Annotated in this window: 20 protein-coding genes and 1 tRNA gene; 10 read left to right on the top strand and 11 right to left on the bottom strand. The window is 63.8% G+C overall.

The window, feature by feature from the left end; translation table 11 throughout:
- Positions 1-68 precede the first annotated feature (68 nt).
- The 4 genes from EJ066_RS09800 to EJ066_RS09815 all read left to right on the top strand — a co-directional run bounded on the left by EJ066_RS09800 (position 69) and on the right by EJ066_RS09815 (position 4,864).
- A complete protein-coding gene (locus EJ066_RS09800; protein WP_126037165.1) occupies positions 69-1,358 on the top strand; it encodes a Re/Si-specific NAD(P)(+) transhydrogenase subunit alpha in 1,290 nt (429 codons plus the stop codon).
- Positions 1,355-1,783 carry an NAD(P) transhydrogenase subunit alpha gene (locus EJ066_RS09805; protein WP_189644465.1) on the top strand — a complete coding sequence of 143 codons (429 nt, stop codon included), beginning with the start codon at positions 1,355-1,357 and terminating at the stop codon, positions 1,781-1,783. Before EJ066_RS09800 ends, EJ066_RS09805 begins: the two co-directional genes overlap by 4 nt.
- Before the next feature lie 6 nt (positions 1,784-1,789).
- The gene (locus EJ066_RS09810; RefSeq protein ID WP_126037169.1) at positions 1,790-3,187 is read left to right on the top strand and encodes an NAD(P)(+) transhydrogenase (Re/Si-specific) subunit beta; all 1,398 of its coding nucleotides are present in this window, start codon (positions 1,790-1,792) and stop codon (positions 3,185-3,187) included.
- A 177-nt stretch (positions 3,188-3,364) separates the two neighbouring features.
- Positions 3,365-4,864: a hypothetical protein gene (locus tag EJ066_RS09815; protein ID WP_245455111.1), complete on the top strand. Its 1,500-nt coding sequence runs from the start codon at positions 3,365-3,367 to the stop codon at positions 4,862-4,864.
- A gap of 51 nt (positions 4,865-4,915) precedes the next feature.
- Here EJ066_RS09815 and gyrB read toward each other — a convergent pair whose 3' ends face one another.
- Complete coding sequence (gyrB, locus tag EJ066_RS09820; protein ID WP_126037171.1) at positions 4,916-7,387, bottom strand: DNA topoisomerase (ATP-hydrolyzing) subunit B; 2,472 nt, start codon at positions 7,385-7,387, stop codon at positions 4,916-4,918.
- A 321-nt stretch (positions 7,388-7,708) separates the two neighbouring features.
- Here gyrB and EJ066_RS09825 point away from each other — a divergent pair, with 321 nt between their 5' ends.
- Positions 7,709-9,079, top strand: a complete 1,371-nt coding sequence (locus tag EJ066_RS09825) for a cytochrome P450 (protein WP_126037173.1) — start codon at positions 7,709-7,711, stop codon at positions 9,077-9,079.
- A gap of 22 nt (positions 9,080-9,101) precedes the next feature.
- Here the strand turns inward: EJ066_RS09825 and EJ066_RS09830 are convergent, their stop codons facing one another.
- The 7 genes from EJ066_RS09830 to EJ066_RS09860 form a co-directional block, all read right to left on the bottom strand.
- Positions 9,102-10,076, bottom strand: a complete 975-nt coding sequence (locus EJ066_RS09830; protein WP_126037175.1) for a complex I NDUFA9 subunit family protein — start codon at positions 10,074-10,076, stop codon at positions 9,102-9,104.
- A gap of 119 nt (positions 10,077-10,195) precedes the next feature.
- Positions 10,196-10,648, bottom strand: coding sequence for a DoxX family protein (locus EJ066_RS09835; RefSeq protein WP_126037177.1), 453 nt, complete (start codon positions 10,646-10,648; stop codon positions 10,196-10,198).
- A gap of 480 nt (positions 10,649-11,128) precedes the next feature.
- Positions 11,129-12,130, bottom strand: coding sequence for an Ldh family oxidoreductase (locus EJ066_RS09840; RefSeq protein WP_126037179.1), 1,002 nt, complete (start codon positions 12,128-12,130; stop codon positions 11,129-11,131).
- 35 nt (positions 12,131-12,165) lie between these two features.
- Complete coding sequence (locus tag EJ066_RS09845; RefSeq protein ID WP_126037182.1) at positions 12,166-12,975, bottom strand: ABC transporter permease; 810 nt, start codon at positions 12,973-12,975, stop codon at positions 12,166-12,168.
- Positions 12,975-13,640: an ABC transporter permease subunit gene (locus tag EJ066_RS09850; protein WP_210211068.1), complete on the bottom strand. Its 666-nt coding sequence runs from the start codon at positions 13,638-13,640 to the stop codon at positions 12,975-12,977. Before EJ066_RS09850 ends, EJ066_RS09845 begins: the two co-directional genes overlap by 1 nt.
- A 190-nt stretch (positions 13,641-13,830) precedes the next feature.
- Positions 13,831-14,625, bottom strand: coding sequence for a transporter substrate-binding domain-containing protein (locus EJ066_RS09855; protein ID WP_126037186.1), 795 nt, complete (start codon positions 14,623-14,625; stop codon positions 13,831-13,833).
- Between the two features lie 55 nt (positions 14,626-14,680).
- Positions 14,681-15,493 carry an ABC transporter ATP-binding protein gene (locus EJ066_RS09860; protein WP_126037188.1) on the bottom strand — a complete coding sequence of 271 codons (813 nt, stop codon included), beginning with the start codon at positions 15,491-15,493 and terminating at the stop codon, positions 14,681-14,683.
- A gap of 219 nt (positions 15,494-15,712) precedes the next feature.
- Between EJ066_RS09860 and EJ066_RS09865 the strand changes: the two genes are divergently transcribed.
- The 3 genes from EJ066_RS09865 (at position 15,713) to EJ066_RS09875 (ending at position 19,024) form a co-directional block, all read left to right on the top strand.
- Positions 15,713-16,561 carry an arginine deiminase family protein gene (locus EJ066_RS09865; protein WP_126043809.1) on the top strand — a complete coding sequence of 283 codons (849 nt, stop codon included), beginning with the start codon at positions 15,713-15,715 and terminating at the stop codon, positions 16,559-16,561.
- Entirely contained in the window at positions 16,558-18,138 is a 1,581-nt protein-coding gene (locus EJ066_RS09870) for a 5-guanidino-2-oxopentanoate decarboxylase (protein ID WP_126037190.1), read from the top strand. Before EJ066_RS09865 ends, EJ066_RS09870 begins: the two co-directional genes overlap by 4 nt.
- A 178-nt stretch (positions 18,139-18,316) precedes the next feature.
- Positions 18,317-19,024 carry an SDR family NAD(P)-dependent oxidoreductase gene (locus EJ066_RS09875; protein WP_126037192.1) on the top strand — a complete coding sequence of 236 codons (708 nt, stop codon included), beginning with the start codon at positions 18,317-18,319 and terminating at the stop codon, positions 19,022-19,024.
- A gap of 144 nt (positions 19,025-19,168) precedes the next feature.
- Here the strand turns inward: EJ066_RS09875 and rpsA are convergent, their stop codons facing one another.
- The 3 genes from rpsA to aroA all read right to left on the bottom strand — a co-directional run bounded on the left by rpsA (position 19,169) and on the right by aroA (position 23,346).
- Complete coding sequence (gene rpsA, locus EJ066_RS09880; RefSeq protein WP_126037194.1) at positions 19,169-20,866, bottom strand: 30S ribosomal protein S1; 1,698 nt, start codon at positions 20,864-20,866, stop codon at positions 19,169-19,171.
- Between the two features lie 203 nt (positions 20,867-21,069).
- Complete coding sequence (gene cmk / locus EJ066_RS09885) at positions 21,070-21,720, bottom strand: (d)CMP kinase (RefSeq protein ID WP_126037195.1); 651 nt, start codon at positions 21,718-21,720, stop codon at positions 21,070-21,072.
- A gap of 267 nt (positions 21,721-21,987) precedes the next feature.
- A complete protein-coding gene (gene aroA / locus EJ066_RS09890) occupies positions 21,988-23,346 on the bottom strand; it encodes a 3-phosphoshikimate 1-carboxyvinyltransferase (protein WP_126037197.1) in 1,359 nt (452 codons plus the stop codon).
- A gap of 194 nt (positions 23,347-23,540) precedes the next feature.
- On the opposite strand from aroA, the gene EJ066_RS09895 reads away from it, so the two are divergent.
- Both EJ066_RS09895 and EJ066_RS09900 read left to right on the top strand, forming a co-directional pair.
- Complete coding sequence (locus EJ066_RS09895; protein WP_126037199.1) at positions 23,541-23,930, top strand: TIGR02300 family protein; 390 nt, start codon at positions 23,541-23,543, stop codon at positions 23,928-23,930.
- A 173-nt stretch (positions 23,931-24,103) separates the two neighbouring features.
- Positions 24,104-24,179: transfer RNA gene (locus tag EJ066_RS09900), tRNA-Ala, on the top strand.
- The last annotated feature ends 20 nt before the right edge of the window (positions 24,180-24,199 follow it).

The following is a 24,199-nucleotide window of genomic DNA, read 5'->3' on the forward strand; positions in this document are numbered from 1 at the left end:
GCCCGTGACGCCGCCGGAAATCCGGCCGGCGTCTTGCGCAGACAGGTTCCAGCCGAAAGGATCATGCGGTGGGACAGACGGTTTTCATCCCTCGTGAGCTCGATGCGAACGAGCCGCGCGTTGCTGCCTCGCCCGATACGGTCAAACGGCTGGCGGGGCTGGGGTTTGACGTCGTCGTCGAGACCGGCGCCGGCACACGGTCGCGCATCCCCGACGAGGAGTTCGCCAAGGCTGGTGCTGCGATCGGCAAGGCCGGCGATGTCGCCAAGGCCGATGTGGTGCTGAAGGTGCGCCGGCCTGATGAAGCGGAGCTGAAGGCCTATCGCCCGGGCACTGCCGTCATTGCCATCATGGATCCCTACGGCAACGATGCCGCCGTCGCTGCGCTGGCCAAGGCCGGGGTCACAGCCTTTTCGATGGAGTTCATGCCGCGCATCACCCGCGCGCAATCGATGGACGTCTTGTCCTCGCAGGCCAACCTCGCCGGCTACCAGGCGGTGATCGATGCGGCTGCTGAATATGACCGGGCGTTGCCGATGATGATGACGGCGGCCGGTACGGTTCCTGCCGCGAAAGCCTTCATCATGGGCGTCGGCGTCGCCGGCCTGCAGGCGATCGCAACGGCAAGGCGACTTGGCGCGGTCGTCACCGCCACCGACGTGCGCCCGGCGGTGAAGGAGCAGGTGCAGTCACTCGGCGCAAAGTTCCTGGCGGTCGAGGACGAGGAGTTCAAGGCGGCCGAGACGGCGGGCGGCTATGCCAAGGAAATGTCCAGGGAATACCAGGCCAAGCAGGCGACGCTGACCGCCGAGCACATCGCCAAGCAGGACATCGTCATCACCACGGCGCTGATCCCCGGCCGGCCGGCACCGAAACTGGTATCCGCGGCCATGGTCGCCTCGATGAAGCCGGGTTCGGTGATTGTCGACCTCGCGGTCGAGCGTGGCGGCAATGTCGAAGGCGCTGTGCCTGGGCAAGTGGTGACCACAGCCAACGGGGTAAAAATCGTCGGCCATCTCAACGTGCCGGGCCGCGTCGCGGCATCCGCCTCGCTGCTTTATGCCAGGAACCTCTTTGCGTTCCTCGAGACGCTGGTCGACAAGACCACCAAGACGCTTGCCGTCAACCGTGACGACGATCTGGTCAAGGCGACGATGCTGACCGATGGTGGTCAGGTCGTGCATCCGGCCTTCGCCGGCAAGCCGGCGGTGATGATCGCCTCGGCTGAGCCTGTGAAGCCCGCGGCTGCAAAGACGCCCGCGGCTGCAAAGAAACCGGCCGCGCCCAAGAAACTGGCCGCGCCAAAGAAACCTGCCGCACCCAAATCGGCCGCACCCAAGTCGAAAGGGGTCGCGTGATGGACCAGACTTTGCAGAAAGCCCTCGACCAGCTCGACCAGGCGACCGCCGCCGTCCGGCTCGCGGTGCAGGATCTGGCCACCGCTCCCGGCGGCACTGAGGCGGCCGGCGACGCCGCGCACGCGCTGTCAGGCGGGGCGATCGATCCCTTCGTCTTCCGCTTCGCCATTTTCGTCCTGGCGATCTTCGTCGGCTATTACGTCGTCTGGTCCGTCACGCCAGCGCTGCATACGCCGCTAATGGCTGTCACCAACGCCATCTCCTCGGTCATCGTCGTCGGCGCGCTGCTTGCCGTCGGCATCTCGGCGTCCGGTATCGCCACCGGCTTCGGCTTCGTCGCGCTGATGCTGGTCTCGGTCAACATCTTCGGCGGCTTCCTCGTCACCCAGCGCATGCTGGCCATGTACAAGAAGAAGGACAAGTAGAGCGCCATGAACGCCAACTTCGCCTCCTTCCTCTATCTGGTCTCCGGCATCCTGTTCATCCTGGCATTGCGCGGCCTGTCGCATCCGACCACCAGCCGCCAGGGCAATATGTACGGCATGATCGGCATGGCCATCGCCATTGCCACCACGCTTGCGCTGGCGACCCCTTCGGCGGGAGGCTTCGGCCTCATCGTGCTCGGCCTGGCCATCGGCGGCTCTGTCGGTGCGGTCACCGCGCGGCGCATCGCCATGACCTCGATGCCGCAGCTGGTCGCCGCCTTCCACTCGTTGGTCGGCCTTGCCGCCGTCATGGTGGCGGCTGCCGCCATCTATGCGCCGGAAAGCTTCGGCATCGGCACGGTCGCCGACATCCACGCCCAGGCGCTGATCGAGATGAGTCTCGGCGTCGCCATCGGCGCCATCACCTTCACCGGGTCGGTCATCGCTTTCCTCAAGCTCGACGGGCGCATGTCGGGCAAGCCGATCATGATCGGCGGCCGCCATCTCACCAACGCGGCCCTCGGCGTCGCGCTCATCGTGCTGATCGTGCTTCTGGTCACCAGCGAGTCGAAGCTGGTGTTCTGGCTGATCGTAGCGGCATCGCTTGTTCTTGGCGTCCTTCTCATCATCCCGATCGGCGGCGCCGACATGCCGGTGGTCGTCTCGATGCTGAATTCCTATTCGGGCTGGGCTGCGGCGGCACTTGGCTTCACGCTCGGCAATCTGGCGCTGATCATCACCGGCGCGCTGGTCGGCTCGTCCGGCGCGATCCTGTCCTACATCATGTGCAAGGGCATGAACCGGTCGTTCATCTCGGTCATCCTCGGCGGCTTTGGCGGCGAGACCTCCGCCACTGCCGACGACGGCATCGAGCGCACGGTCAAGCAGGGCTCGGCCGACGATGCCGCCTACCTGATGATGAACGCACAGAAGGTCATCATCGTGCCGGGCTATGGCATGGCGGTCGCCCAGGCGCAGCATGCGCTGCGCGAGATGGCCGACAAGCTCAAGGCCAACGGCGTCGACGTGAAATATGCCATCCATCCGGTCGCCGGCCGCATGCCCGGCCACATGAACGTGCTGCTCGCCGAAGCCAATGTGCCTTATGACGAGGTGTTCGAGCTGGAGGACATCAACTCCGAGTTCGCGCAGGCCGACGTCGCCTATGTCATCGGCGCCAACGACGTCACCAACCCGTCCGCGCGGGACGACAAGAGCTCCCCTATTTTCGGCATGCCGATCCTCGATGTCGACAAGGCGCGCACCTGCCTGTTCGTCAAGCGTTCGCTCGGCTCCGGCTATGCCGGCATCGACAACACGCTGTTCTACAAGGACGGCACCATGATGCTGCTCGGCGACGCCAAGAAGATGACCGAAGAGATCGTCAAGGCCATGGATCACTGATCAGGGTCCGCGGCCCCAATACGACTCTAGTTGCTCGAAAAAGCCCGGCTCCGCGCCGGGTTTTTTCTTGGCCTTGAGCATTCGACCGTGAAGGTCCTTTGCCCTCATGTCGGTTTCAGAGCTACGATGGGCGAATTCTGTTCCGATGGACGGGATTTGTCACCAACGGAGGCACTGGTGTCCGACCCTGTTGTGTCGCCGGCCAAGACCACTTCGCCAAGTTCCGCAAAGGCGCCGCGCAAGCCTAGCCAGGCAGTGGTGATCGTGCATGGCATGGGTGAACAGCGGCCCATGGACACGCTGAGGGGATTTGTCCAGGCTGTTTGGAGCCATGACCCCGCCCGCGCGCCATTCTATGCCCATGTCGCCGATCCGGCCGACCCTGCCGGCGCAAAGATCAACCAGAGCTGGATCACGCCCGACAGCCGGACGAATTCGCACGAGCTTCGCCGGATCACCACCCCTTACGATGTCGATGGCCGCCGCACCGATTTCTACGAGCTTTACTGGGCCGATATCACGCAAGGCACGACGCGGGGTCGGCTCGCGGCCTGGGTGACAAATCTGCTCTGGCGCAAGCCCGCCGATATTCCGCGCGATGCCCGTGGGCTGTATGTCGCCACCCTTCTGGCCGTCATAGTAGTCCTGTGCGCGGCGCTCGTGCTGGCGACGTCGGCCTCGCAAGGATATATTTCCTGGACCACGGGCATGCTCGTCACGATCCTGGCCTCGTTCGTCATCTGGCTGGTGGACCGGTTTGGCCTTCCTTATTTCGGCGATGTGGCCGCCTATGTGCGTGCCGAAGCGGCAACGGTCGAGAAGCGCGCGCTTGTCCGTGAGCGGGGCCTGACGCTGCTGAAGCGTCTTATGATGGACGATGCCTACGACCGTATAGTGCTGGTGTCGCACAGCCTGGGATCAGTCATCGCCTATGATTTGCTGCAGATATTGTGGGCCGATTTCAGGCCTCGAAAGCTGGAAGCCGTCCGCGACAAGGCGAGGCTGAAAGCAATCCGCGCCATCGACAAGGCCTCGCTCAACGCCGATGGTTCTGCGTGGCCTGACCGTCTGGATGATTTTTCCGGATTCCGGCGCGCCCAATGGGAGCTCTATCGGCAGCTTCGCGCCAGGGACGCCGATCATCCGTTGCCGTGGAAGATCAGCGATTTCGTCACGCTTGGCAGCCCGCTGACCCATGCTGAATTTCTGGTGACGCATAATCTCGCCGAATTCGGGCGTGGCATCGCGGAGCGGCTGTTCTCGGCATGCCCGCCGGTCGCCGAAGGGGCGGCTGGCGGCAGCGTGCTTTATCAGGAAGGGCGCAGCCGTTCGGGCAAGCCGCAGCGGGCGGTGCATCATGGCGCGATGTTTGCCGCGACGCGCTGGACCAACATCTTCGACAGGGGCAATGGCTGGCTGACGGGCGACCCGATCTCCGGACCGATGGCGGAAAATTTCGGCCCTGGCGTAGAGAACATCCAGGTCGAGCTGCGCGGTTCGCTTGGCCGCATCTTCACGCACACGCTCTACTGGTCGCTGACGGCGACTGGTGTCGAAGTCACCGCAGCCGCCGGCACGCCGCCGCGCTCGCATATCGGCGTGCTTCGCGACGCCGTCGACCTCGGCCGCAAGCTGGAGCCAAGCCAGGCGGCGCCGACGACAGGCCCCCAAGCATAGAAACGACCCAAAGCGTAGAAACGAATTGGCGCGCCGGAGCACACCAACACCTCAGATATCCAGATTGGCCACCGACAGCGCGTTGTCCTGGATGAATTCGCGCCTGGGCTCGACCTCGTCGCCCATCAGCCGCGAGAACAGGCTGTCCGCATCGGTGGCATCGGTGACCTTGACCTGCAGCAGCGAGCGCACATTCGGGTCGAGCGTGGTCTCCCAGAGCTGCTCGGCGTTCATCTCGCCAAGGCCCTTGTAGCGCTGCATGGTCAGGCCCTTGCGGCCGGTGGCAAACACGGCGTTGAGCAGCGCCAGCGGTCCCGAGATCGTTTCGGACACATCCTTGCGGCGCAGCACCGGCGGCTCGCCATAGACTTCCGCGAGGCGCGGCGCGTAGCGGTCGAGCTGGCGGGCGTCGGCCGAATTGATCAGCGCGAGATCGAGATGAGCGAATTCCTTGACGCTGCGCACCGTGCGCTCGAACACATAGCCGCCTATGCCTTCGTTCGAGGTCGACATGCGGCCCGTCCAGCCGCGTTCGGTGTCCTCGGCGATGATGTCAAGGCGCCAGGCGACACGCTCGGCCATGGCGTTGGCCCGGCCGAGATCGGCGAAGACCTCCGGGTTGAGGGCGCCGGCGATCGCCGCCTGCTCGACCACGCCGCGGTTATAGCGCGTATGCAGCCCGTTGATGAGCTGGCGAACCGCCAGTGCATCGTCGATGGCGCTGCGCAGGTCCTGTCCGGCCCGCACTTCGCCGGTGCTGAGCGTAAGCGACGCCTCCTCCAGCCCGGAGCCGATCAGGAATTCCTCGAAGGCGGTTTCGTCCTTGAGGTATTGCGAGCTCTTGCCGCGCGTCACTTTGTAGAGCGGCGGCTGGGCGATGTAGAGATGGCCGCGCTCGATCAGTTCCGGCATCTGCCGGAAGAAGAAGGTGAGCAGCAAGGTGCGGATATGGGCGCCGTCGACGTCAGCGTCAGTCATCAGGATGATCTTGTGGTAGCGCAGCTTGTCGGCATTGAACTCGTCCTTGCCGATCGACGTTCCGAGCGCGGTGATCAACGTGCCGATCATGTCGGAGCCGAGCATGCGGTCGAAACGCGCCCTCTCGACATTGAGGATCTTGCCGCGCAGGGGAAGGATGGCCTGGTTCTGACGTGAACGGCCGCCCTTGGCCGAGCCGCCGGCGCTGTCGCCCTCGACGATGAAGATCTCGGACTTTGCCGGGTCGCGTTCCTGGCAGTCGGCCAGCTTGCCGGGCAGCGAGGTGACGCCGAGCGAGCTCTTGCGTGTGATGTCGCGCGCCTTGCGCGCGGCCTCGCGCGCCGCTGCCGCCTGGATGACCTTGTCGATGACCACCTTGCCCTCGGCCGGATGCTCTTCGAGCCAGGTGCCGAGCGCCTCGTTGACGAGCCCTTCCACCACCGGACGAACTTCGGACGAGACCAGCTTGTCCTTGGTCTGCGAGGAGAATTTCGGGTCGGGAACCTTGACCGACAGCACCGCCGTCAGCCCCTCGCGGCAATCGTCGCCGATCAGTGCCACCTTCTCCTTCTTGGTGAGGCCCGAGGAGTCGCCATAGCCGGTTATCTGGCGCGTCAGCGCGCCGCGGAAACCGGCAAGATGCGTGCCGCCGTCACGCTGCGGAATGTTGTTGGTGAAGGCCAGCACGTTCTCGTGGTAGCTGTCGTTCCACCACATGGCGACTTCGACGGTGATGCCGTCGCGCTCGGCCTTGATGGCGATCGGCTTTTCGATCAGCGGTTTCTTGACGCGGTCGAGATATTTGACGAATTCCTCGAGCCCGCCATCATAGTGCAACTCATGGCGCACGACGTCGGCATGGCGGGCATCGGTCAAAAGAATGCGCACGCCGGAATTCAGGAAAGCAAGTTCGCGCAGCCGGTGCTCCAGCGTGCCGAAGTCGAACTCGACCATGGTGAACGTCTCGGTCGACGGGAAAAAGGTGATCTCGCTGCCGCTGCGCCCCTCATAGGTGCCGGCAACCTTGTGCTGTTCATAACTGCCGGTGACTTTCAACGGCGCGTCGGCGTTGCCATGCGTGAAGCTCATCTCGAAGATCTGGCCGTTGCGGCGGATTTTCAGCTTCAGCCAGGCCGACAGCGCGTTGACCACCGAAACGCCGACGCCGTGCAGGCCGCCGGACACCTTGTAGGAGTTCTGGTCGAACTTGCCGCCGGCATGCAGCTGCGTCATGATCACTTCGGCCGCTGAAATGCCTTCGCCGGTGTGGATATCGGTCGGAATGCCGCGGCCATTGTCGATGACCGTCACCGAACCGTCGGGGTTGAGCGTCACCGTGACGAGGTCGGCATGGCCGGCCAGTGCCTCGTCGATGGCGTTGTCAACCACCTCGTAGACCATGTGATGCAGGCCCGAACCGTCGTCGGTATCGCCGATATACATGCCCGGCCGCTTGCGGACGGCGTCCAACCCCTTCAAAACCTTGATTGAATCGGCGCCGTACTCGGCCTCAGCGCCGTTGGCGTTGTCGATCTGATCGCTCATGAAAACCTGTCTGATTGATGCCGCACGTTCAGCGCGAAAAGTCGGCTCCGAATCGCGCGTCCTTGATGTCCTAGATATAGGCGCAAAAGGCGGTTTTTCCAAGGTTTGCAGGCATTTCCGCATGGAAGAGGAACACGGCTGGCCAGCTAGGCCATCGGGCTCAAAAAGTGGAACCGGTTTTGGGAACATCCGATGCTCAAACGAAAGCCGAAGCGGCGGCAACAAGGGCAGGCCGGGAGGGTGCTTCACCTTCGCCGTTCGGTTCCCACATGGACGCCCGCCTTGCCAGTCACTACATTGAGGTCGCCAGCGGAGCACGCCATGGACAGTCAGCCCGCCCCCTTCGTCCCGCCGGCGCCGAAGCCGCGCACGTCGCCGCCTTCGACGCTGGAGATGATCCGCATCGTCTATCGCAACCCGCTCGAACTGTGGGGCGAGCCGACCTACAACCAACCCTGGATATCGGTGACCGGCATCGGCGGCCCGCTGGTCATCGCCAACGACCCCGGCCTCATACGCCACGTGCTGGTCGACAACGCCAAAAACTACAAGATGGCGACGGTGCGCCAGATGATCCTGCGGCCGATCCTGCGCGACGGCCTGCTGACCGCCGAGGGTGAGGTATGGAGGCGTTCACGCAAGGCGATGGCGCCGGTGTTCACGCCACGCCACATCTTCGGCTTCGCCGAGCCGATGCTGAGGCGCACGCGGGAGTTCGTCACGCGCTACGAGGGCAGCGGCACGTCCGACATCGCCCATGACATGACGCTGCTTACCTTTGACATCCTGGCCGAGACGCTGTTTTCCGGCGAAATATCAGGCGAACCGGGCAGCTTCGCCAAGGAGATCGACCGGCTGTTCGAGACCATGGGCCGGGTCGATCCGCTCGACCTGTTGCGGGCGCCCGACTGGCTGCCGCGCCTGACCCGCATCCGCGGCCGCAAGACCATGGCCTATTTCCGCAAGATCGTCACCGACACCGTCAAGATGCGCGAAGAGCGGCTCAAACGCGATCCCGACAAGGTGCCACAGGATTTTCTCACGCTTTTGCTCAAGGCGGAGGGACCGGACGGGCTGACGCGAGCCGAGGTCGAGGACAACATCATCACCTTCATCGGCGCCGGCCATGAAACCACGGCGCGTGCGCTCGGCTGGACGCTCTATTGCCTGGCCGAAGCGCCTTGGGAGCGCGAAAAGGTGGAGCGCGAGATTGACGGCGTGCTGGCGCGAGAACCCGATCCGACAAAATGGCCCGACGCCATGCCGTTCACCCGCGCCGCCTTCGACGAAGCACTCAGGCTCTACCCGCCGGCGCCGTCGATCAACCGCGAGCCGATCGAGCCCGAAACCTGGAACGGCCTCTATATACCGAGGCGCGCCGCGGTGCTGGTCATGCCCTGGGTCGTCCACCGTCACCGCAAGCTGTGGGACAGGCCGGACGCCTTCATGCCGGAACGCTTCCATCCGGGGAATCGCGAAAAGATCGACCGCTTCCAGTATTTGCCGTTCGGCGCCGGTCCTCGCGTCTGCATCGGCGCCAGCTTTGCCATGCAGGAGGCGATCATTGCTCTGGCCATCATGCTGTCGCGCTTCCGCTTCGATACCACCGCCGAGACCAGGCCGTGGCCGGTGCAGAAACTGACGACGCAGCCGCAGGGCGGCCTGCCGATGCAGGTCACGCGGCGCCTTTAGCAAGCGCCTGATTTGGCAAGTATCAGGCCGCCGTCTTGCGCTGGAACTGGCCCGCGGGGCGGTAGCTCCAGAGATAGCTCGGCAGGATGCTGCCGATCGACCGCGGCTGGATGCCGAGGCCGGCGAGTGTCCTGTTGTCCCTGGTGGCCGCGTCCGACACGATGTTGTGCGCGCGCAACTGCAGGACCTGATCCTTGGTCAGCAACGGATTGGGCAAAAGGCCGAGGATCGATGCCTGCACGTTGGCCAGCCACCACGGAACCGGCACCAGAAGCCGCTTGCGGTTGATGACGGCAAGCATTTCTTCCATGCATTCCTTGAAAGTGAACACCTTCGGTCCGCCGAGCTCGTAGATCTGGCCACCCTCGACCTTGCCCTCGACCGAGCGCGCCACCGCTTCGGCGACATCGCCGACATAGACCGGCTGGAATTTGGTTTGCCCGCCGCCGATCAGCGGCAGCACCGGCGAAAGGCGCGCCATGCCGGCGAAGCGGTTGAAGAAACTGTCCTCCGGTCCGAAAATGATCGATGGCCGGAAAATGACGGCATCCTCGATCGTCTCGAAAACCGCCTTTTCACCGAGCGCCTTGGTGCGCGCGTAGTCCGATTGCGCGTTCAGATCGGCGCCCAGTGCCGAGATATGGGTGAAGCCGGCATGAACGGCACGTGCGGCTTCGGCGATGGCGCGCGCACCGAACTCATGAACGGACGTGAATTTCTGGCGGCCGCCCTCATGCAGGATGGCCACCAGATTGACGACATGGTCGGCGCCCTGCACGGCGCGGTCGACCGACCAGCGCACCCGAACGTTGGCCTGCACCGGCTGGATCTGGCCGACATTGCCGAGCGGCTGCAGATGGCCGGCGAGGTCGGGCCGGCGGCAGGCGACCCTGATGCGGTAGCCGCGCCTAGCCAACGCCCGCACGACGTGACGGCCGACAAAGCCGGAGCCGCCGAACACGACGACTAGCTTTGGGGTCTGCAGGATTTCGGTCATGGCTTGCTCCGGCGCAGTTTCCAGATTTACTGGGGCTTGGCTGAAGCCGTTTCTTTAATCCGTTTCGCGTCAAAGGCAAAGGGTGACGATAAGTCGCCGACTGCCTTATTGCGACCGCGTTAGAACGCTCTGCCGATGCGCGCGTCGACCGAATGGCGGTTGCCGCCGCGGATGACGAAGAAGAACAGGATCGCCGCCCACAGCAGCGATTTTTCGGCGCCCGAAAAGCCCTGGCCCATGGTGATCCAGTGGAACCAGACCGTGACCAGAAGCACGAACATCCCGGCGAAGGCGGCTGGGCGGGTCAGCAGGCCGATGGCGATGAAAATGCCGCCGAAGAATTCGGTGCAGGCTAGCAGCAGCGACCAAAAGGCGCCGGGATAGAAGCCGAGGCCCTCGACCATCTCGGCGGCGCCGAAAGGATCGGTGATCTTACCCGAGCCGTGGATGGCGAGGAAGATGCCGGCCACGGCGCGCAGGACGGTTTCCGCTGTAGTGTTCAGCACCGAATAGAGGCCGCCAAGGGCTGGGACGAAAAGGCTTCTACTGGAATTGTCGGTGCTTGCGGACATGGTGGCTCCCCTTTTGCTGCTCCGCGCAAACGCCTGACCAAGTCGATCAAAGTCAAATGAACAAAAGTTGACTGGAAAAGGCATATTCTGTTCGCTGTAGGCGAGACGCAGAAAACCCCGCCGAAGCGGGGTTTTCCGGGCGACGCCCTGGTCGAAATCAGGGTCCGACGAGGCGGCCTGACCTGAGACGGTATCAGCACGGCGTCAAACGCCCGCCCCAGCCCTGGACACATTCGACCGGATGTCACCGGCCGGGCAAACCCCACCCCGGCAGGCATTGGTCGCCGCAACGCGCAAAAAGGTTCAACAGGCGAGCGAGATAATCGCGCCGGCCACTCGTGGGCGGGTCGAAATCTGGAGGCTGAGAGCTAACGTATGCCGCGCAAAAGTGCGCAGCGGTTTTGCGACAACGACATGCATAAAAACAGAAACTTAAAGCGCGTCGCATGAATCCAAACGCGACGCGCTTTAAGGGTAGGGTCACGAAGAATAGCGTTCGGCGAATTCGGAAATACGCTGCACCACGGCCTTGGGCGCTGTAATGCCGCGCGCCGCCGCCTTCTCCGCCGCTTCAGCTCGGGCGCGGCCGGGCACATGCACGCCGTAGCGCCGCCGCAAGCGGTCGAGCTGGTCCTTCATGCGTTTCTCGAAATCCGGATCAAGCAGCTTGGGCTCGATGGCCAGCACGAAGAGGCCGGTTCCCGGACTGTCCGGCCCGTCGGTGAACCATGGTGCATCGAGCGACCAGTTGGCGCCCGACAGGCCCGCCGCCAGCACTTCGACCATCAGCGCGATATTGGCGCCGCGCTGGCCGCCGAAGGCAAGCATCGCGCCCTTCATGGCGGCCGCTGGATCGGTGGTCGGGTTGCCGCTTGCGTCCAGCGCCCAGCCTTCCGGAATTTGCCTGCCGTCGTCGGCCGCCTTGCGGATGTTGACGAAAGCAGTGGCGCTCGACGACTGGTCGATCACCAGCGGCGCTCCGTCGGCGGCGGGCGCGGCAAAGGACATCGGGTTGGTGCAGTAGACCGGCTTGACCGAGCCCGAGCCGGCAAGCACGGCTGGCCCGTTGGTCGCGGCGAAGGACACCAGCCCAAGTGCTGCCAGCCGCCCGGTAAAATAGCCGAGCGCCCCGCATGTATAGGCGTTCTTCTGCGAGAAGATGGCGACGCCGAACAGGCGTGCCGCCTTGGCAAGATCGTCGATCGTGCGGTCGAAGCCGGTATGCGCCAGGCCGCCGCGCGCGTCGGAGAGATAGACCGCCAACGCTGGCCTGGTGATGACCGGCTCGGCCTTGCCGTCGATGCGGCCGGCCTCCAGCGCTTCGAGATAGTCGATAAAATGCGACAGCCCGACCGTGGACAGTCCTTCCGCCTCGGCAGCGACGATGGAGGCTGCGAGCGACTGCGCCGCTTCTTCATTGGCGCCTGCGCCGAGTGCCGCCATCCGGCACAGTCCTGTCGCCTGGTCGAGACTGAGTTGCATTTCGTAAGTCCTGACTTCGTGAAACTGTCCCGATATCAGCCGAGCCGGTTCGGAATCCGCGCCTCGAGCCGGCGGAAGCCGAAGACCAGGATACCGGTGATGGCCATATAGACCAACGCCAGAAGCAGCAAGGGTTCGTAGGTGACGAAGAGATCCTGGCGCACCCGCGAGGCTACGGCATAGATGTCGACCATGGTTATGGTCGCCACCAGCGGTGTTGCCTTCAGCTGAAGGACGGTTTCGCCCGCCAGCGTCGGCAGCGCCCGGTGGATCGCCTGCGGCAGCCATATTCGCCTGAACATTTTCCAACGGCTCATGCCGAAAGCGCGGGCCGCCTCGAGTTGACCGCGCGGTACGCCGGCGAAGGCGCCACGCATCACTTCGCCTTCGTAGCCGGCATAGGAAATCGTCAGCGAAAGAACGGCGTAGGGCCATGCTTGCCTGAGAATGGGCCAGAGGAACGACTCGCGGATCCACGGAAATTGCGGAAACAGCGAACCGAGTCCGAAGTAGAGCAGCCAGAGCTGGAGCAGCAGCGGCGTGCCGCGAATAACCGTGCAGAACGCCTTGGCCGGAATGCCCAAGATCGGCGGGCCGATCACCTGCGCGAGGCCGAGGGGGATAGCGAGCGCGATGCCCAGAGCCGACGTTACCACCAGCAGCCATATGGTCCGCCATATGCCTTGCAAAGCCAGCGGCAGATAGGTGGGCAGCCAATCCCAGCGCATCAGGAAAATCGACGCCACGACGATAGCCAGTGCGATCAGGATCAGCGCTATCCGATGTGGCTGCATCCAGAGCGAAGCCCGGGCGGCGGCGTGAATGACCGGGGTTTCGGCCGCCATCAGTGCGCCCCCGCGATCGAAGGCATGCCGCGCCGCGCCCAGCGCTCAATGCGCCCGATGACAACGTTGGAGACGAGGGTCAGGACAAGATAGAGCGCGCCCGCCGCCATGAAGAAGGTGAAATACGCCTTCGTGGCGCCGGCCGCCGTCCGTGTGGTCTGTGTCAGTTCATTGACGCCGACGATTGCGAGAAGTGCGGTGTCCTTGGTGGCGATCAGCCACAGGTTCGCCAGTCCCGGGATGGCGAAGGGCAGCATCGCCGGTAGTGTGATACGCCTGAGAAGCAGGCCGGGGGGCATTCCATAAGCCCGCGCGGCTTCGATCTGGCCCTGCGGAATGCCGAGAATCGCGCCGCGCAAGACTTCGGTAGAGTAGGCGCCCTGCACCACCCCGAGTACGCCTATGCCGGCGACAACCCCGTTGATATCGATTGCGGCATGGCCGAGCGCGGTGAGCACCTGGTTGATGAGGTCGGTACCAGCGAAATAAAGCAGCAGGATCAGCACCAGTTCGGGCACGGCGCGGACCGCGGTGGTATAGACTTCCAGCAGGTCACGGACCACTGGCCCGCCATAGAGCTTGCCGTAAGCGCCGCCGACGCCGATCACAAGACCGACTCCAAAGGAACCGAAAGCAATTCCGACGGAGTTTGCCAGCCCATGCAGAAGGCCGAGGCCTCTGCCGTTCGGCGGTTCGAAGGACAGCAATTCCAACGAACTGGCTCCGAAGACCGTGACGAGAATGTCGCTCAGCTTATATCCCCTCGACTTCCGGGTTGAGGCGCCGATGGTGCATCAAGCCGGACATGCCACGTGGCGATGGCCGTAAGGCATGCCCGGCTCGATGCCGCTGCCGTCAGTTGGACTGCGACTCGTCGCCGAAGATGTCGAAGTCGAAATACTTCTTGGTGATTTCGGCATACTTGCCATTGGCCCTGATGGCCTTGATGGCGGCGTTGATCTTGTTCTTGATCTCGGTGTCGCCTTGGCGTACGCCGGCGCCGACGCCAGGCCCCAGTACTTCAAGGTCCGGCGCCACATAACCTTTGAGGTCGCAGCACGCCTTGCCTTGATCCGACTTCAAAAATGCATCGAGCGCGATCGAATCGGCCTGCGTGGCATCGATCCGGCCGGCGGCGAGATCCTGATTTGCCTCGTCCTGCGTCTGGTATTCCTTGATCTCGGCAGCATCGGTGAAGTGCTTCTTGGCGTAGGCAGCGTGCACCGTTGAGGCCTGAACGCCCATTGTCTTGTCTTTCAGCCCCTCTGGCGTCGCATCGAATTTCTGATCCTTGGCCCCGATCACCGCAGTCGGCGTGTTGTAGTATTTATCGGAAAAGTCGATTTCCTTCTTGCGTTCATCGGTAATGGACATCGAATTCATGATCGCGTCGATCTTCTTGGTCTTGAGCGCGGGGATGAGGCCGTCCCACGGGATCGGCGTCAATACGCAATCCAGCTTGGCTTCGCCGCAGATGGCATTGGCGATGTCGACTTCCCAGCCGCCCCAGTTGCCGGACGAATCCTGCGAGTAAAACGGCGGATAGGCTTCAGGCGAAAAACCGACCTTGATCTGCTCGGCGCTTGCCGAAAATGCGCCCGACAGCGCGATCAGCGTGGCCGCGAAGGCCGTTTTGAGAAAAGGTTTCATTTTTCAGTTCTCCCAGTTTTTTGGTTTTGACGTTCCCGTCTGCTTTTCTCGCAAGTCATCCTACATTGCGCAGAAACTGCTTCAGCCTTTCGGATTTGGGTGCGCCGAAGATCTGCTCCGGCGGCCCTTCTTCCTCGACCAGCCCGTTGTAGAGGTAGACGACATGCGTCGCGACCTCGCGGGCGAATTTCATCTCGTGGGTGACCAGCACCATGGTGCGGCCTTCGCGCGCCAGATCGCCGATCACCTTCAGTACCTCGCCGACCAGCTCCGGGTCGAGCGCCGAGGTCGGTTCGTCGAACAGCATGACGCGCGGGTTGATGGCCAGCGCCCTTGCAATCGCGGCGCGTTGCTGCTGGCCGCCCGACAGATAGGCCGGATAGACGTCGCGCTTTTCGGCCAGGCCGACGCGCGCGAGCAGCTTTTCGGCCGTAGCGATAGCCGTCTCGCGCTTGACGCCAAGCACATGCATCGGAACCTCGATGACGTTCTCGATCAGCGTCATGTGGCTCCACAAATTGAAGTTCTGGAAGACCATGCCGAGCTTGGAGCGAATGCGCTCGATCTGCTTGCGGTCGGCGGGAACGGTGTGGCCGTGGGTGTCGGCCTTCATCCGGATCTCCTCGCCGTTGACGCGGATGATGCCGCTGGTCGGGTTCTCCAGGCAGTTGATACAGCGAAGCAGCGTCGACTTGCCCGAGCCGCTGCCGCCGATGATGGCGATGACCTCGCCGTCGCGCGCCGACAGCGAAACGCCCTTCAGCACATGCAGTTCGCCGAATTTCTTGTGCAGCTTCTCGACATGGATGGCTTCGGCGGCGCTGTCCTGAACCGTGTGCTTCAGTGCGGATGCGGCGCCCTGCGTCATCACCTTCTCGACGCTCCACGGAGCGGCCGAGCCCGTCGTTGCTGGAATTTTTTACCCATTACCCATCACTGGACAGCGTTTCCATTCTCAAGATGGACCGTTCCGCTTGCCTCCGTCAACCATGGTTTTTGGACCATTGATCGCGGCTTGCCGAGTGGTTATTGGCATAAGGGGATGTTTCAGGAGAGTTTAGTGGGCAAAGCATACGGGTCGCAGTCCATGGCCGGGCCGTTGCAACGCGTGCTGATGCGGTCCGCCGCGAGCGCCATGCGCCGCGCCGAAGCGTCGCAATGGCACTATGGTCCGGGCTTCGATGCGCAAAAGGCCGCTGCCCAGCATGAGGCACTGACGACGCTGGTTTCGGCATCCGGCGCCGAGATCGAATGGCTGACCGACGCCGATGACGGGCTTGCCGACTCCGTCTTCACCCACGATCCTTCGCTGATGACCGACCACGGCGCCATCATCCTTGCCATGGGCAAGGCGCTGCGCCGGGCCGAGCCCGGCCTGCACGAGGCAGCCTATAGGCGCATGGGCGTGCCCATCCTCGGTAGCATCGAGCATCCCGGCCAGGTCGAAGGCGGCGACTGTGTCTGGGTGGATGCAAGGACGCTGGCCGTCGGTCGCGGCGTGCGCACCAACCAGGACGGCATCCAGCAGCTCGCCAACCTGCTCACGCCCAAGGGCGTCCAGGTCTATGGTTACGACCTGCCGCTCTGGCATGGCGAGGAGGCCTGCCTGCATCTGATGTCGGTGATCAGTCCGCTCGCCGACGATCTGGCGCTGGTCTATGCACCGCTTTTGCCGGCTCCATTCTACCAGATGCTGCGGGCGCGAGGCATTCGCCTCGTCGAGGGCGATGCCGAGGAGTTCTTTGCCTCAAACGGCCTCAGCCTCAACGTGCTGCCGACCGCGCCGCGCGACGTGATCGCCGTCGCCGGCTTCCCGAAGACGGCTGCGGCCATGGCGGCTGCCGGCTGCAAGGTTTCCACCTTCGAGGCGGACGCGCTGTGCATCGCCTGCGAGGGCGGCCCGACCTGCCTCACACGTCCGGTGCTCAGACAATGACGACAGTCGGCGAAGCGCTCATCACTTTGCTCGAAGCCCATGATGTCGACACGGTCTTCGGCATTCCGGGTGTGCATACGGTCGAACTCTATCGTGGGCTGGCGCGTTCGAAGATCCGCCACGTCACGCCGCGCCATGAGCAGGGCGCCGGCTTCATGGCCGACGGTTATGCGCGCGCCAGCGGCAGGCCGGGCGTCGCTTTCGTCATCACCGGACCGGGACTGACCAACACCATCACCGCCATGGGCCAGGCCCGTGCCGATTCGGTGCCGATGCTGGTGATCTCAGGCGTCAACGCCACGCCGACACTGGGCAAGGGCCTCGGCCATCTGCACGAACTGCCCGACCAGCGCGGCATGATGGAGAAGGTCGCGCTGTTCTCCCACCGTGTCACCGACGCCGACGAACTGCCCGAAGTGCTCGCCCGCGCCTTCTCCCTGTTTTCATCCACGCGTCCCGGCCCGGTCCATATCGAGATCCCGACCGACATCATGGTCAAGCCGGCGGGCGGCATCAGGGCGTTGCTGACGAATATCGCGCCGCCCGAGCCGGATGCTGCGGCGATAGCAGAGGCGGCAAGACTTTGCGCGGCTGCCCGCCGACCGCTTATCCTTGCCGGCGGCGGCGCCAAGAGAGCCGAAGCGCCGTTGCAATGCCTGGCCGAAAGGCTGGGAGCGCCGGTTGTCCAGACGACCAATGCCCGCGGCCTGCTGCATCGCCATCCGCTTGGCGTGCCGGCGAGTCCAAGTCTGAAGGCGGTGCGCGCGCTGATAACCGACGCCGACCTGGTCATCGCCGCCGGCACCGAGTTCGGCCCAACCGACTATGACGGATATGGCGACGATGGCTTTGTCTTGCCGACCAATCTCATCCGCATCGACATCGGCGCCGACCAGCTTGCCCGCCGGCCGGCCGTGACTTCGATCCAGGCCGATTGCTCCGTAGCACTCGAGGCGCTGCTTTCAGAGATCGGTACCGGCCAGGCGCCATCGGGCGACGGCCCGGCTCGCGCCGCTGCGACAAGGCAGGCGGCCCTTACCGAGATCGGCCCGGCCCTCCAGGCGCAGACGCGCGCCGTCGAGGCGATCCGCGATGCATTGCCGGGCTCGATCATCGTCGGCGATTCGACGCAGCCGGTCTACGCCGCCAACCTCTGCTACGATCACGACCGTCCGGGCGGCTGGTTCAACGCCGCCACCGGCTTCGGCGCGCTGGGTTTTGGTCCGCCGGCGGCGATCGGCGCGGCCCTTGCAGTGCCTGATGCGCCGGTCGTTTGCCTCACCGGCGACGGTGGTTTCCAATTCACGCTGCCGGAGTTGGGCGCAGCCCTCGATGCGGCGGCGCCGGTGATCTTCGTCGTCTGGAACAATCGCGGCTATCGCGAAATCGAGACCTCGATGCTCAATGTCGGCGTCGAGCCGGTCGGCGTCTCTCCCGCCCCGCCGGATTTTTGCAAGCTGGCCGAGGCCTATGGCATTGCCGCCGAGCGGCTCGCCGATATCGGTCATCTGGCGGATGCACTCAGGCGCGCGCGGGCGACTGGACTGCCATTTGTAATCGAAATTACCGTCGACTGAGTTTGGCGGCGCACCGTGCTTCCGGCCTCAGGTTGGCAAGGATCCCGGCTGGTCGGCGGCCTGGAGCGATGCAAAGACACGACCCTGCCATGTCGAGATTTCAGTTGAGTGATCGGGCGAAAGGCGCGACCCTCGCCACCGGCGCGGCATAAGCATAAGAACACTGGAGCGGTCGAAGATGACGGATACACTGGACGGAAGGCATATTGTGGTGACCGGCGGCACGGGTGCGCTCGGCGCCGCGGTCGTCGGCAAACTGCTGGGTGAGGGCGCGATCTGCCATGTGCCCAATGCCCATGCCGCCGCGCCTGTGCATTTTCCCTTCCCGGCGGATGAGCGTGTCAGGCTGGCGCACAATGTCGACCTCGCCGACTCCGCCAAGGTCGAGGCGTTCTACGCCAGCGTTCCGGATTTGTGGGCGTCCATCCAGCTGGCCGGCGGCTTCACCGCCGCGCCGGTGGAGAAGATCGAGTCCGCGTCTTTTGCCGAAATGATGGACACCAATGCCCGTACCACCTTCCTGTGCTGCCGTGCGGCGATACGCTCGATGCTGGCATCGGGCACGGCTGGTCGCATCGTCAATGTCACGGCGCGCGCCGGGCTCGACCTGCGGCGCGGCTCCGGCATGGTCGCCTATGCCGCCAGCAAAGCAGCGGTCGCGGCAATGACGGTGGCAATGGCGGAGGAGCTCAAGGGCAAGGGCATTCTGGTCAATGCAGTCGCACCCTCGACCCTCGACACGCCGGCCAACCGGGCTGGGATGCCGGCCGCCGATTTCGGCAAATGGGTCAGCCTCGAAGCGGCTGCGGAGGCCATTGCCTATCTCGCTTCGCCGGCCAATCTGGCGATGAGCGGCACGCTGGTGCCGCTCTACGGCAGGGCCTGATCTATCTCTTCATTGAGCGCGGATTCCCGAAATCCGTTCCAAACTCTTGGGTCCGATGCTCTGATATGGTCAAACAAAAACCCCGCCGGATCGCTCCGACGGGGTTTTGTTTCTAGGCCGCGCGAAGGCGCGGCGTTTGCAGATTTAGCTGCCCTGCTTCTTCAGCGCAGCCCCCAGGATGTCGCCCAGCGAAGCGCCGGAGTCGGTCGAGCCGTACTGGGCGACCGCTTCCTTCTCCTCGGCGATTTCCAGCGCCTTGATCGAAACCTGCAGCTTGCGGGTCTTCTTATCGAAGGCGATGACGCGGGCGTCGACCTTCTGGCCGACCGTGAAGCGCTCGGGGCGCTGCTCGTCGCGGTCGCGGCTGAGATCGGAGCGCTTGATGAAGGTCTCGATGCCGCTGTCGACCAGCCGCACTTCCAGACCGCCATCCTTGACGCCGGTAACCTCGCAGGTGACGACCGCGTTCTTGCGCAGTTCGCCTGAAGTCGCCGCCTCGCCAGCCGTGTCCTTGGCCAGCTGCTTGATGCCGAGCGAGATGCGCTCCTTGTCGATGTCGACGTCGAGCACCTGCGCCTTGACCATGTCGCCGCGATTGTACTCCTCGATCACTTGCTCGCCCGGACGGTTCCAGTCGAGGTCGGAAAGATGGACCATGCCGTCGACATCGCCTTCGAGGCCGATGAACAGGCCGAACTCGGTCTTGTTCTTGACCTCGCCCTCGACCTGGCTGCCGACCGGATGGTCGCTGGCGAAAGCCTGCCACGGATTCTCGAGTGTCTGCTTGAGGCCGAGCGAAATGCGGCGCTTGGTCGGGTCGACCTCGAGCACCACCACGTCGACTTCCTGCGTCGTCGACAGGATCTTGCCGGGATGCACGTTCTTCTTCGTCCACGACATTTCCGAAACGTGGATGAGGCCCTCGATGCCCGGCTCCAGCTCGACAAACGCGCCGTAGTCGGTGATGTTGGTGACGGTGCCCTTGATCTTCTTGCCGATCGGGAATTTCGTTCCGATCTCGGACCACGGGTCACTCTCGAGCTGCTTCATGCCGAGCGAGATGCGGTGGGTTTCCTGGTTGATGCGGATGATCTGCACCTTGACCGTCTGGCCGATGTTGAGGATTTCGGTCGGATGGTTGACGCGGCGCCATGCCATGTCGGTGACATGCAGCAAGCCGTCGATGCCGCCGAGGTCGACGAACGCACCATAATCGGTGATGTTCTTGACGACGCCTTCGACCACCTGGCCTTCTTCGAGGTTCTGCACGATTTCCGAACGCTGTTCGGCGCGGCTTTCCTCGAGCACGGTGCGGCGCGACACCACGATGTTGCCGCGGCGGCGATCCATCTTGAGGATCTCGAAGGGCTGCGGATTGTGCATCAGCGGGGAGACGTCGCGGATCGGGCGGATGTCGACCTGGCTGCGCGGCAGGAAGGCCACGGCGCCGTCGAGGTCGACGGTGAAGCCGCCCTTGACCTGGTTGAAGATGACGCCTTCGACGCGTTCGCCCTTGGTGAACTTCTCTTCGAGACGGACCCAGCTCTCTTCGCGGCGGGCCTTTTCGCGCGACAGCATCGCTTCGCCGAGCGCGTTCTCGATGCGCTCGACATAGACCTCGACCGTGTCGCCGACCTTGAGTGTCGAGTCCTTGCCCTTGACGCCGAATTCCTTCAGCGGCACGCGGCCTTCGACCTTGAGGCCGACATCGATGATTGCCATGTCCTTTTCAATGGCGGTGATGATGCCCTTGACGACCTGGCCTTCGCCGGAATGGCCGGCGGAAAATGATTCTTCGAGCAGGCTCGCGAAATCATCGCGAGTGGGATTTGCAGCTGACATAGTTTCTCCTGGAATGCCCCACATCTGTCGTGGGGCGGGCGCCGTGGGTTCGCGTTGCGTTGGCCTGCCGGCGTTCCGGGCTCAAAAGCCCTTGGCCGCCTGAGCGGCAATTCCGGCGCATGAAGAATGCTGGCAGGCTGGTTCGTGCCCGATATGGGTATCTTTATCGCGGCCGGCAATCGGCAACGGGAGGAAAACCCGGCTCAGGCTTTGTTTCTCTTGGCCAAGACGTCGTCGATGATCGCCTCGGCCGCCAGAAACGCGGCTTCTATAGCCATTTCCGTCGTGTCGAGCAAGTGCGCGTCGGCGGCCGGCTTCAGCGGCGAGTCGGCGCGGCCCATGTCGCGCTCGTCGCGACGCACGATATCGGCGAGGATTTCGTTGAAATTGGCGCTGCCGCCGATGCTCTCGATCTCATCGAGCCGCCGCTTTGCCCGCACTTCGGCGCTGGCTGTCACATAGAGCTTTATGTCGGCGTCCGGGCAGACGACGGTGCCGATGTCGCGGCCGTCGAGCACGGCACCCGGCGGCGCCTTGGCGAAATCGCGTTGCTTTTCGACCAATATGCGCCGCACCGACGGGAACACCGCGACTTTCGAGGCCGCCTCGCCGACCGCATGCGCCGACAGCACCGACCGGTCGAGCTTGGCCAGGTCGACCTGCCGGGCTGCGGTTTCGGCAGCCGAGACATTGTCGAGCGGAAGGCCGAGTTGAAGCAGCGCATGCGCCACCGCGCGATAGGTGAGGCCCGTGTCGAGCAGGTTCAGCCTGTAATGGTCGGCGAGCCGGCGTGCCAGCGTGCCTTTGCCCGCGCCCGCGGGGCCGTCGATGGCAATGGTGAAGGTGGATGTCATTTGCGGGTCAACGCTTTGGCAACAAGCCTTCGCGCCGTCGTCATCCCAGGGCGCAGCGAACGCGAAGCGGAGCGAAGACCCTGGGATCCATGCCGTGAAAGTCGCCGAAGAATGCTGCGAACCAGAATCCGGCAACGTCGCGACGCTTTGATGTCACGGCATGGATCCTGGGGTCTGCGCCGCGTCGCTTCGCTCCTTGCTACGCCCCAGGATGACGAAGGGAGGGATGTTGGCGTCCAATCTCCAAGATTTGTGATTGCCATCAGCTCACTCGATCTCCGCGCCCAGCCCCTTCATCAGGCCCATGAACTCCGGAAAGCTCGTCGCGATCATCGCCTGGTCGTCGATGGTCACAGGCTTTTCCGTCGCCAGCCCCATCACCAGGAAGCTCATGGCGATGCGATGGTCGAGACGGGTCTGGACGACCGTGCTCTGTCCATCGCGGTGGCCGCCAAGTCCCTTGCCGCCCGGCCTGCCGCGCACGGCCAGTGTTGCTTCGCCTTCGGTGCAGTCGACGCCGTTGAGCTTAAGCCCTTCGGCGACCGCCGACAGTCGGTCGGATTCCTTCACACGCAACTCCTCCAGCCCCTGCATCAGCGTCTCGCCTTCGGCGAAGCTGGCCGCGACAGCCAGCACCGGATATTCGTCGATCATCGTCGGCGCCCGCTCAGGCGGCACGGTCACGCCTTTCAGTTCCGAATGACGCACGCGCAGATCGGCGACATCCTCGCCGCCTTCCTTGCGCGGGTTGACGATGTCGATCCGGGCGCCCATTTCCTGCAGCGTCAAAAGAAGCCCGGTGCGGGTCGGATTCATCAGCACGTTTTCGATTGTAACGTCCGAGCCCGGCACGATTAGCGCCGCCACCAGCGGGAAGCCGGCCGAGGAGGGATCGCCTGGCACCGCGATCGTCTGGCCGGTGAGCTTGCCCCGGCCCTCGATGAAGATATGGCGCACGCCGCGCTCGTCGGTCTCGACCGACAAATTGGCGCCAAATCCCTTAAGCATCTTTTCAGTGTGGTCGCGCGTCATCACCGGCTCGATGACGGTGGTGATGCCCGGCGTGTTCAGCCCGGCGATCAGCACCGCCGATTTCACCTGTGCCGATGCCATCGGCACGCGGTAAGTGATGGGCGCGGCGTGTTTGGGGCCGCGCAGCGTGATCGGCATGCGGTCGCTGGGCGTCGCCTTCAGCACCTGCACGCCCATCTGGCGCAGCGGCTCGAGCACGCGGCCCATCGGCCGGCCGGACAGCGAGGCGTCGCCGATAAAGGTGGTCTCCATGTCGTAGGTGCCGACCAGGCCCATGGTGAGGCGCGCGCCGGTGCCGGCATTGCCGAAATCGAGCGGACCTTCCGGCTGCAGCAGCGCGCCATTGCCGGTGCCGCGGATCACCCACTCAGTGCCGTGCTTCTCGATATGCGCACCCATTGCCTTCATGGCGGCGCCCGTACGCATCACATCCTCGCCTTCCAGCAGCCCGGTGATGCGGGTTTCGCCCGAGGCGAGGCCGCCGAACATGAACGAGCGATGCGAGATCGACTTGTCACCGGGGACCCGCGCCGCGCCTGAAAGCGCTGGCGATTTGCGTGCGGTGGCCGGTTTCGGGGCGGCAGTGTGCGACATGGTTTTTCCCTGGATGAAAACGCCGATGGCCGGCCTTTTTCTTTTGGTTTGGGCGGTCTCGTATCACGGCGCACCGAAATGGTCATCCCCTTGCAAGAGGCCCTCAACGCAGGGATTTATGACGTTGGCTTTAGGCTTTGACAGCGCCGTAAACTGTGGTTATGGGGACCAAACTTTTATCGACGAGGCTTGCCGTGGCAAAACCCGAACTTGGCACCAAACGCATCGACCCGGAAACGGGCCAGAAATTCTACGACCTGAACAAGGACCCGATCATCTCGCCCTATACCGGCAAGACCTATCCCCGCTCTTATTTCGAGGAAGGCAAGACCGCCCCCCTCGAGGAGGAAGAGGAAGTTGCCGAGAAGGAAGTCGACGCCGATGATGAAGAGGGTGTTGAGGTCGTCTCGCTCGAGGAGGCGGACGATGACAGCAAGTCCGACGATCTTCCCGATCTCGGCGACGACGATGACGATGTGGACCTCGGCGACGACGACGACGATACTTTCCTCGCCGACGAAGAGGAAGAAGACGATGATGTCGCCGACATGATCGGCGTTGGCGACGACGACGACGAAGTCTGATCTGGCCTCTGCCGCAAGCGCTTGCCGGATTTCGCGGCGTCTTGAGAAAAAGCGGTTGTTGAAGGCTTGATATTGACTGAAGGCGGGGTTAGAAGCCGCCTGCACTAACGGCACGGCCTAGAACCCGCGCCGGATCTCTTCGCCGGAAACGGCGCCGGTCGACTGCCGGAAGTGGGGCCATAGCTCAGTTGGGAGAGCGCTTGAATGGCATTCAAGAGGTCGTCGGTTCGATTCCGATTGGCTCCACCAGTTTTCTCCTAGGAAATCAG

The organism is Mesorhizobium sp. M9A.F.Ca.ET.002.03.1.2 (assembly GCF_003952365.1).
In the GTDB taxonomy this organism is placed as follows: domain Bacteria; phylum Pseudomonadota; class Alphaproteobacteria; order Rhizobiales; family Rhizobiaceae; genus Mesorhizobium.

Coding starts and splice junctions, on each gene's coding strand:
- EJ066_RS09810 (WP_126037169.1), top strand. CDS start 1,790: ATGAACGCCAACTTCGCCTCCTTCCTCTATCTGGTCTCCGGCATCCTG.
- gyrB (WP_126037171.1), bottom strand. CDS start 7,387: ATGAGCGATCAGATCGACAACGCCAACGGCGCTGAGGCCGAGTACGGC.
- EJ066_RS09825 (WP_126037173.1), top strand. CDS start 7,709: ATGGACAGTCAGCCCGCCCCCTTCGTCCCGCCGGCGCCGAAGCCGCGC.
- EJ066_RS09830 (WP_126037175.1), bottom strand. CDS start 10,076: ATGACCGAAATCCTGCAGACCCCAAAGCTAGTCGTCGTGTTCGGCGGC.
- EJ066_RS09835 (WP_126037177.1), bottom strand. CDS start 10,648: ATGTCCGCAAGCACCGACAATTCCAGTAGAAGCCTTTTCGTCCCAGCC.
- EJ066_RS09840 (WP_126037179.1), bottom strand. CDS start 12,130: ATGCAACTCAGTCTCGACCAGGCGACAGGACTGTGCCGGATGGCGGCA.
- EJ066_RS09845 (WP_126037182.1), bottom strand. CDS start 12,975: ATGGCGGCCGAAACCCCGGTCATTCACGCCGCCGCCCGGGCTTCGCTC.
- EJ066_RS09855 (WP_126037186.1), bottom strand. CDS start 14,625: ATGAAACCTTTTCTCAAAACGGCCTTCGCGGCCACGCTGATCGCGCTG.
- EJ066_RS09860 (WP_126037188.1), bottom strand. CDS start 15,493: ATGACGCAGGGCGCCGCATCCGCACTGAAGCACACGGTTCAGGACAGC.
- EJ066_RS09865 (WP_126043809.1), top strand. CDS start 15,713: ATGGCCGGGCCGTTGCAACGCGTGCTGATGCGGTCCGCCGCGAGCGCC.
- EJ066_RS09870 (WP_126037190.1), top strand. CDS start 16,558: ATGACGACAGTCGGCGAAGCGCTCATCACTTTGCTCGAAGCCCATGAT.
- EJ066_RS09875 (WP_126037192.1), top strand. CDS start 18,317: ATGACGGATACACTGGACGGAAGGCATATTGTGGTGACCGGCGGCACG.
- rpsA (WP_126037194.1), bottom strand. CDS start 20,866: ATGTCAGCTGCAAATCCCACTCGCGATGATTTCGCGAGCCTGCTCGAA.
- cmk (WP_126037195.1), bottom strand. CDS start 21,720: ATGACATCCACCTTCACCATTGCCATCGACGGCCCCGCGGGCGCGGGC.
- aroA (WP_126037197.1), bottom strand. CDS start 23,346: ATGTCGCACACTGCCGCCCCGAAACCGGCCACCGCACGCAAATCGCCA.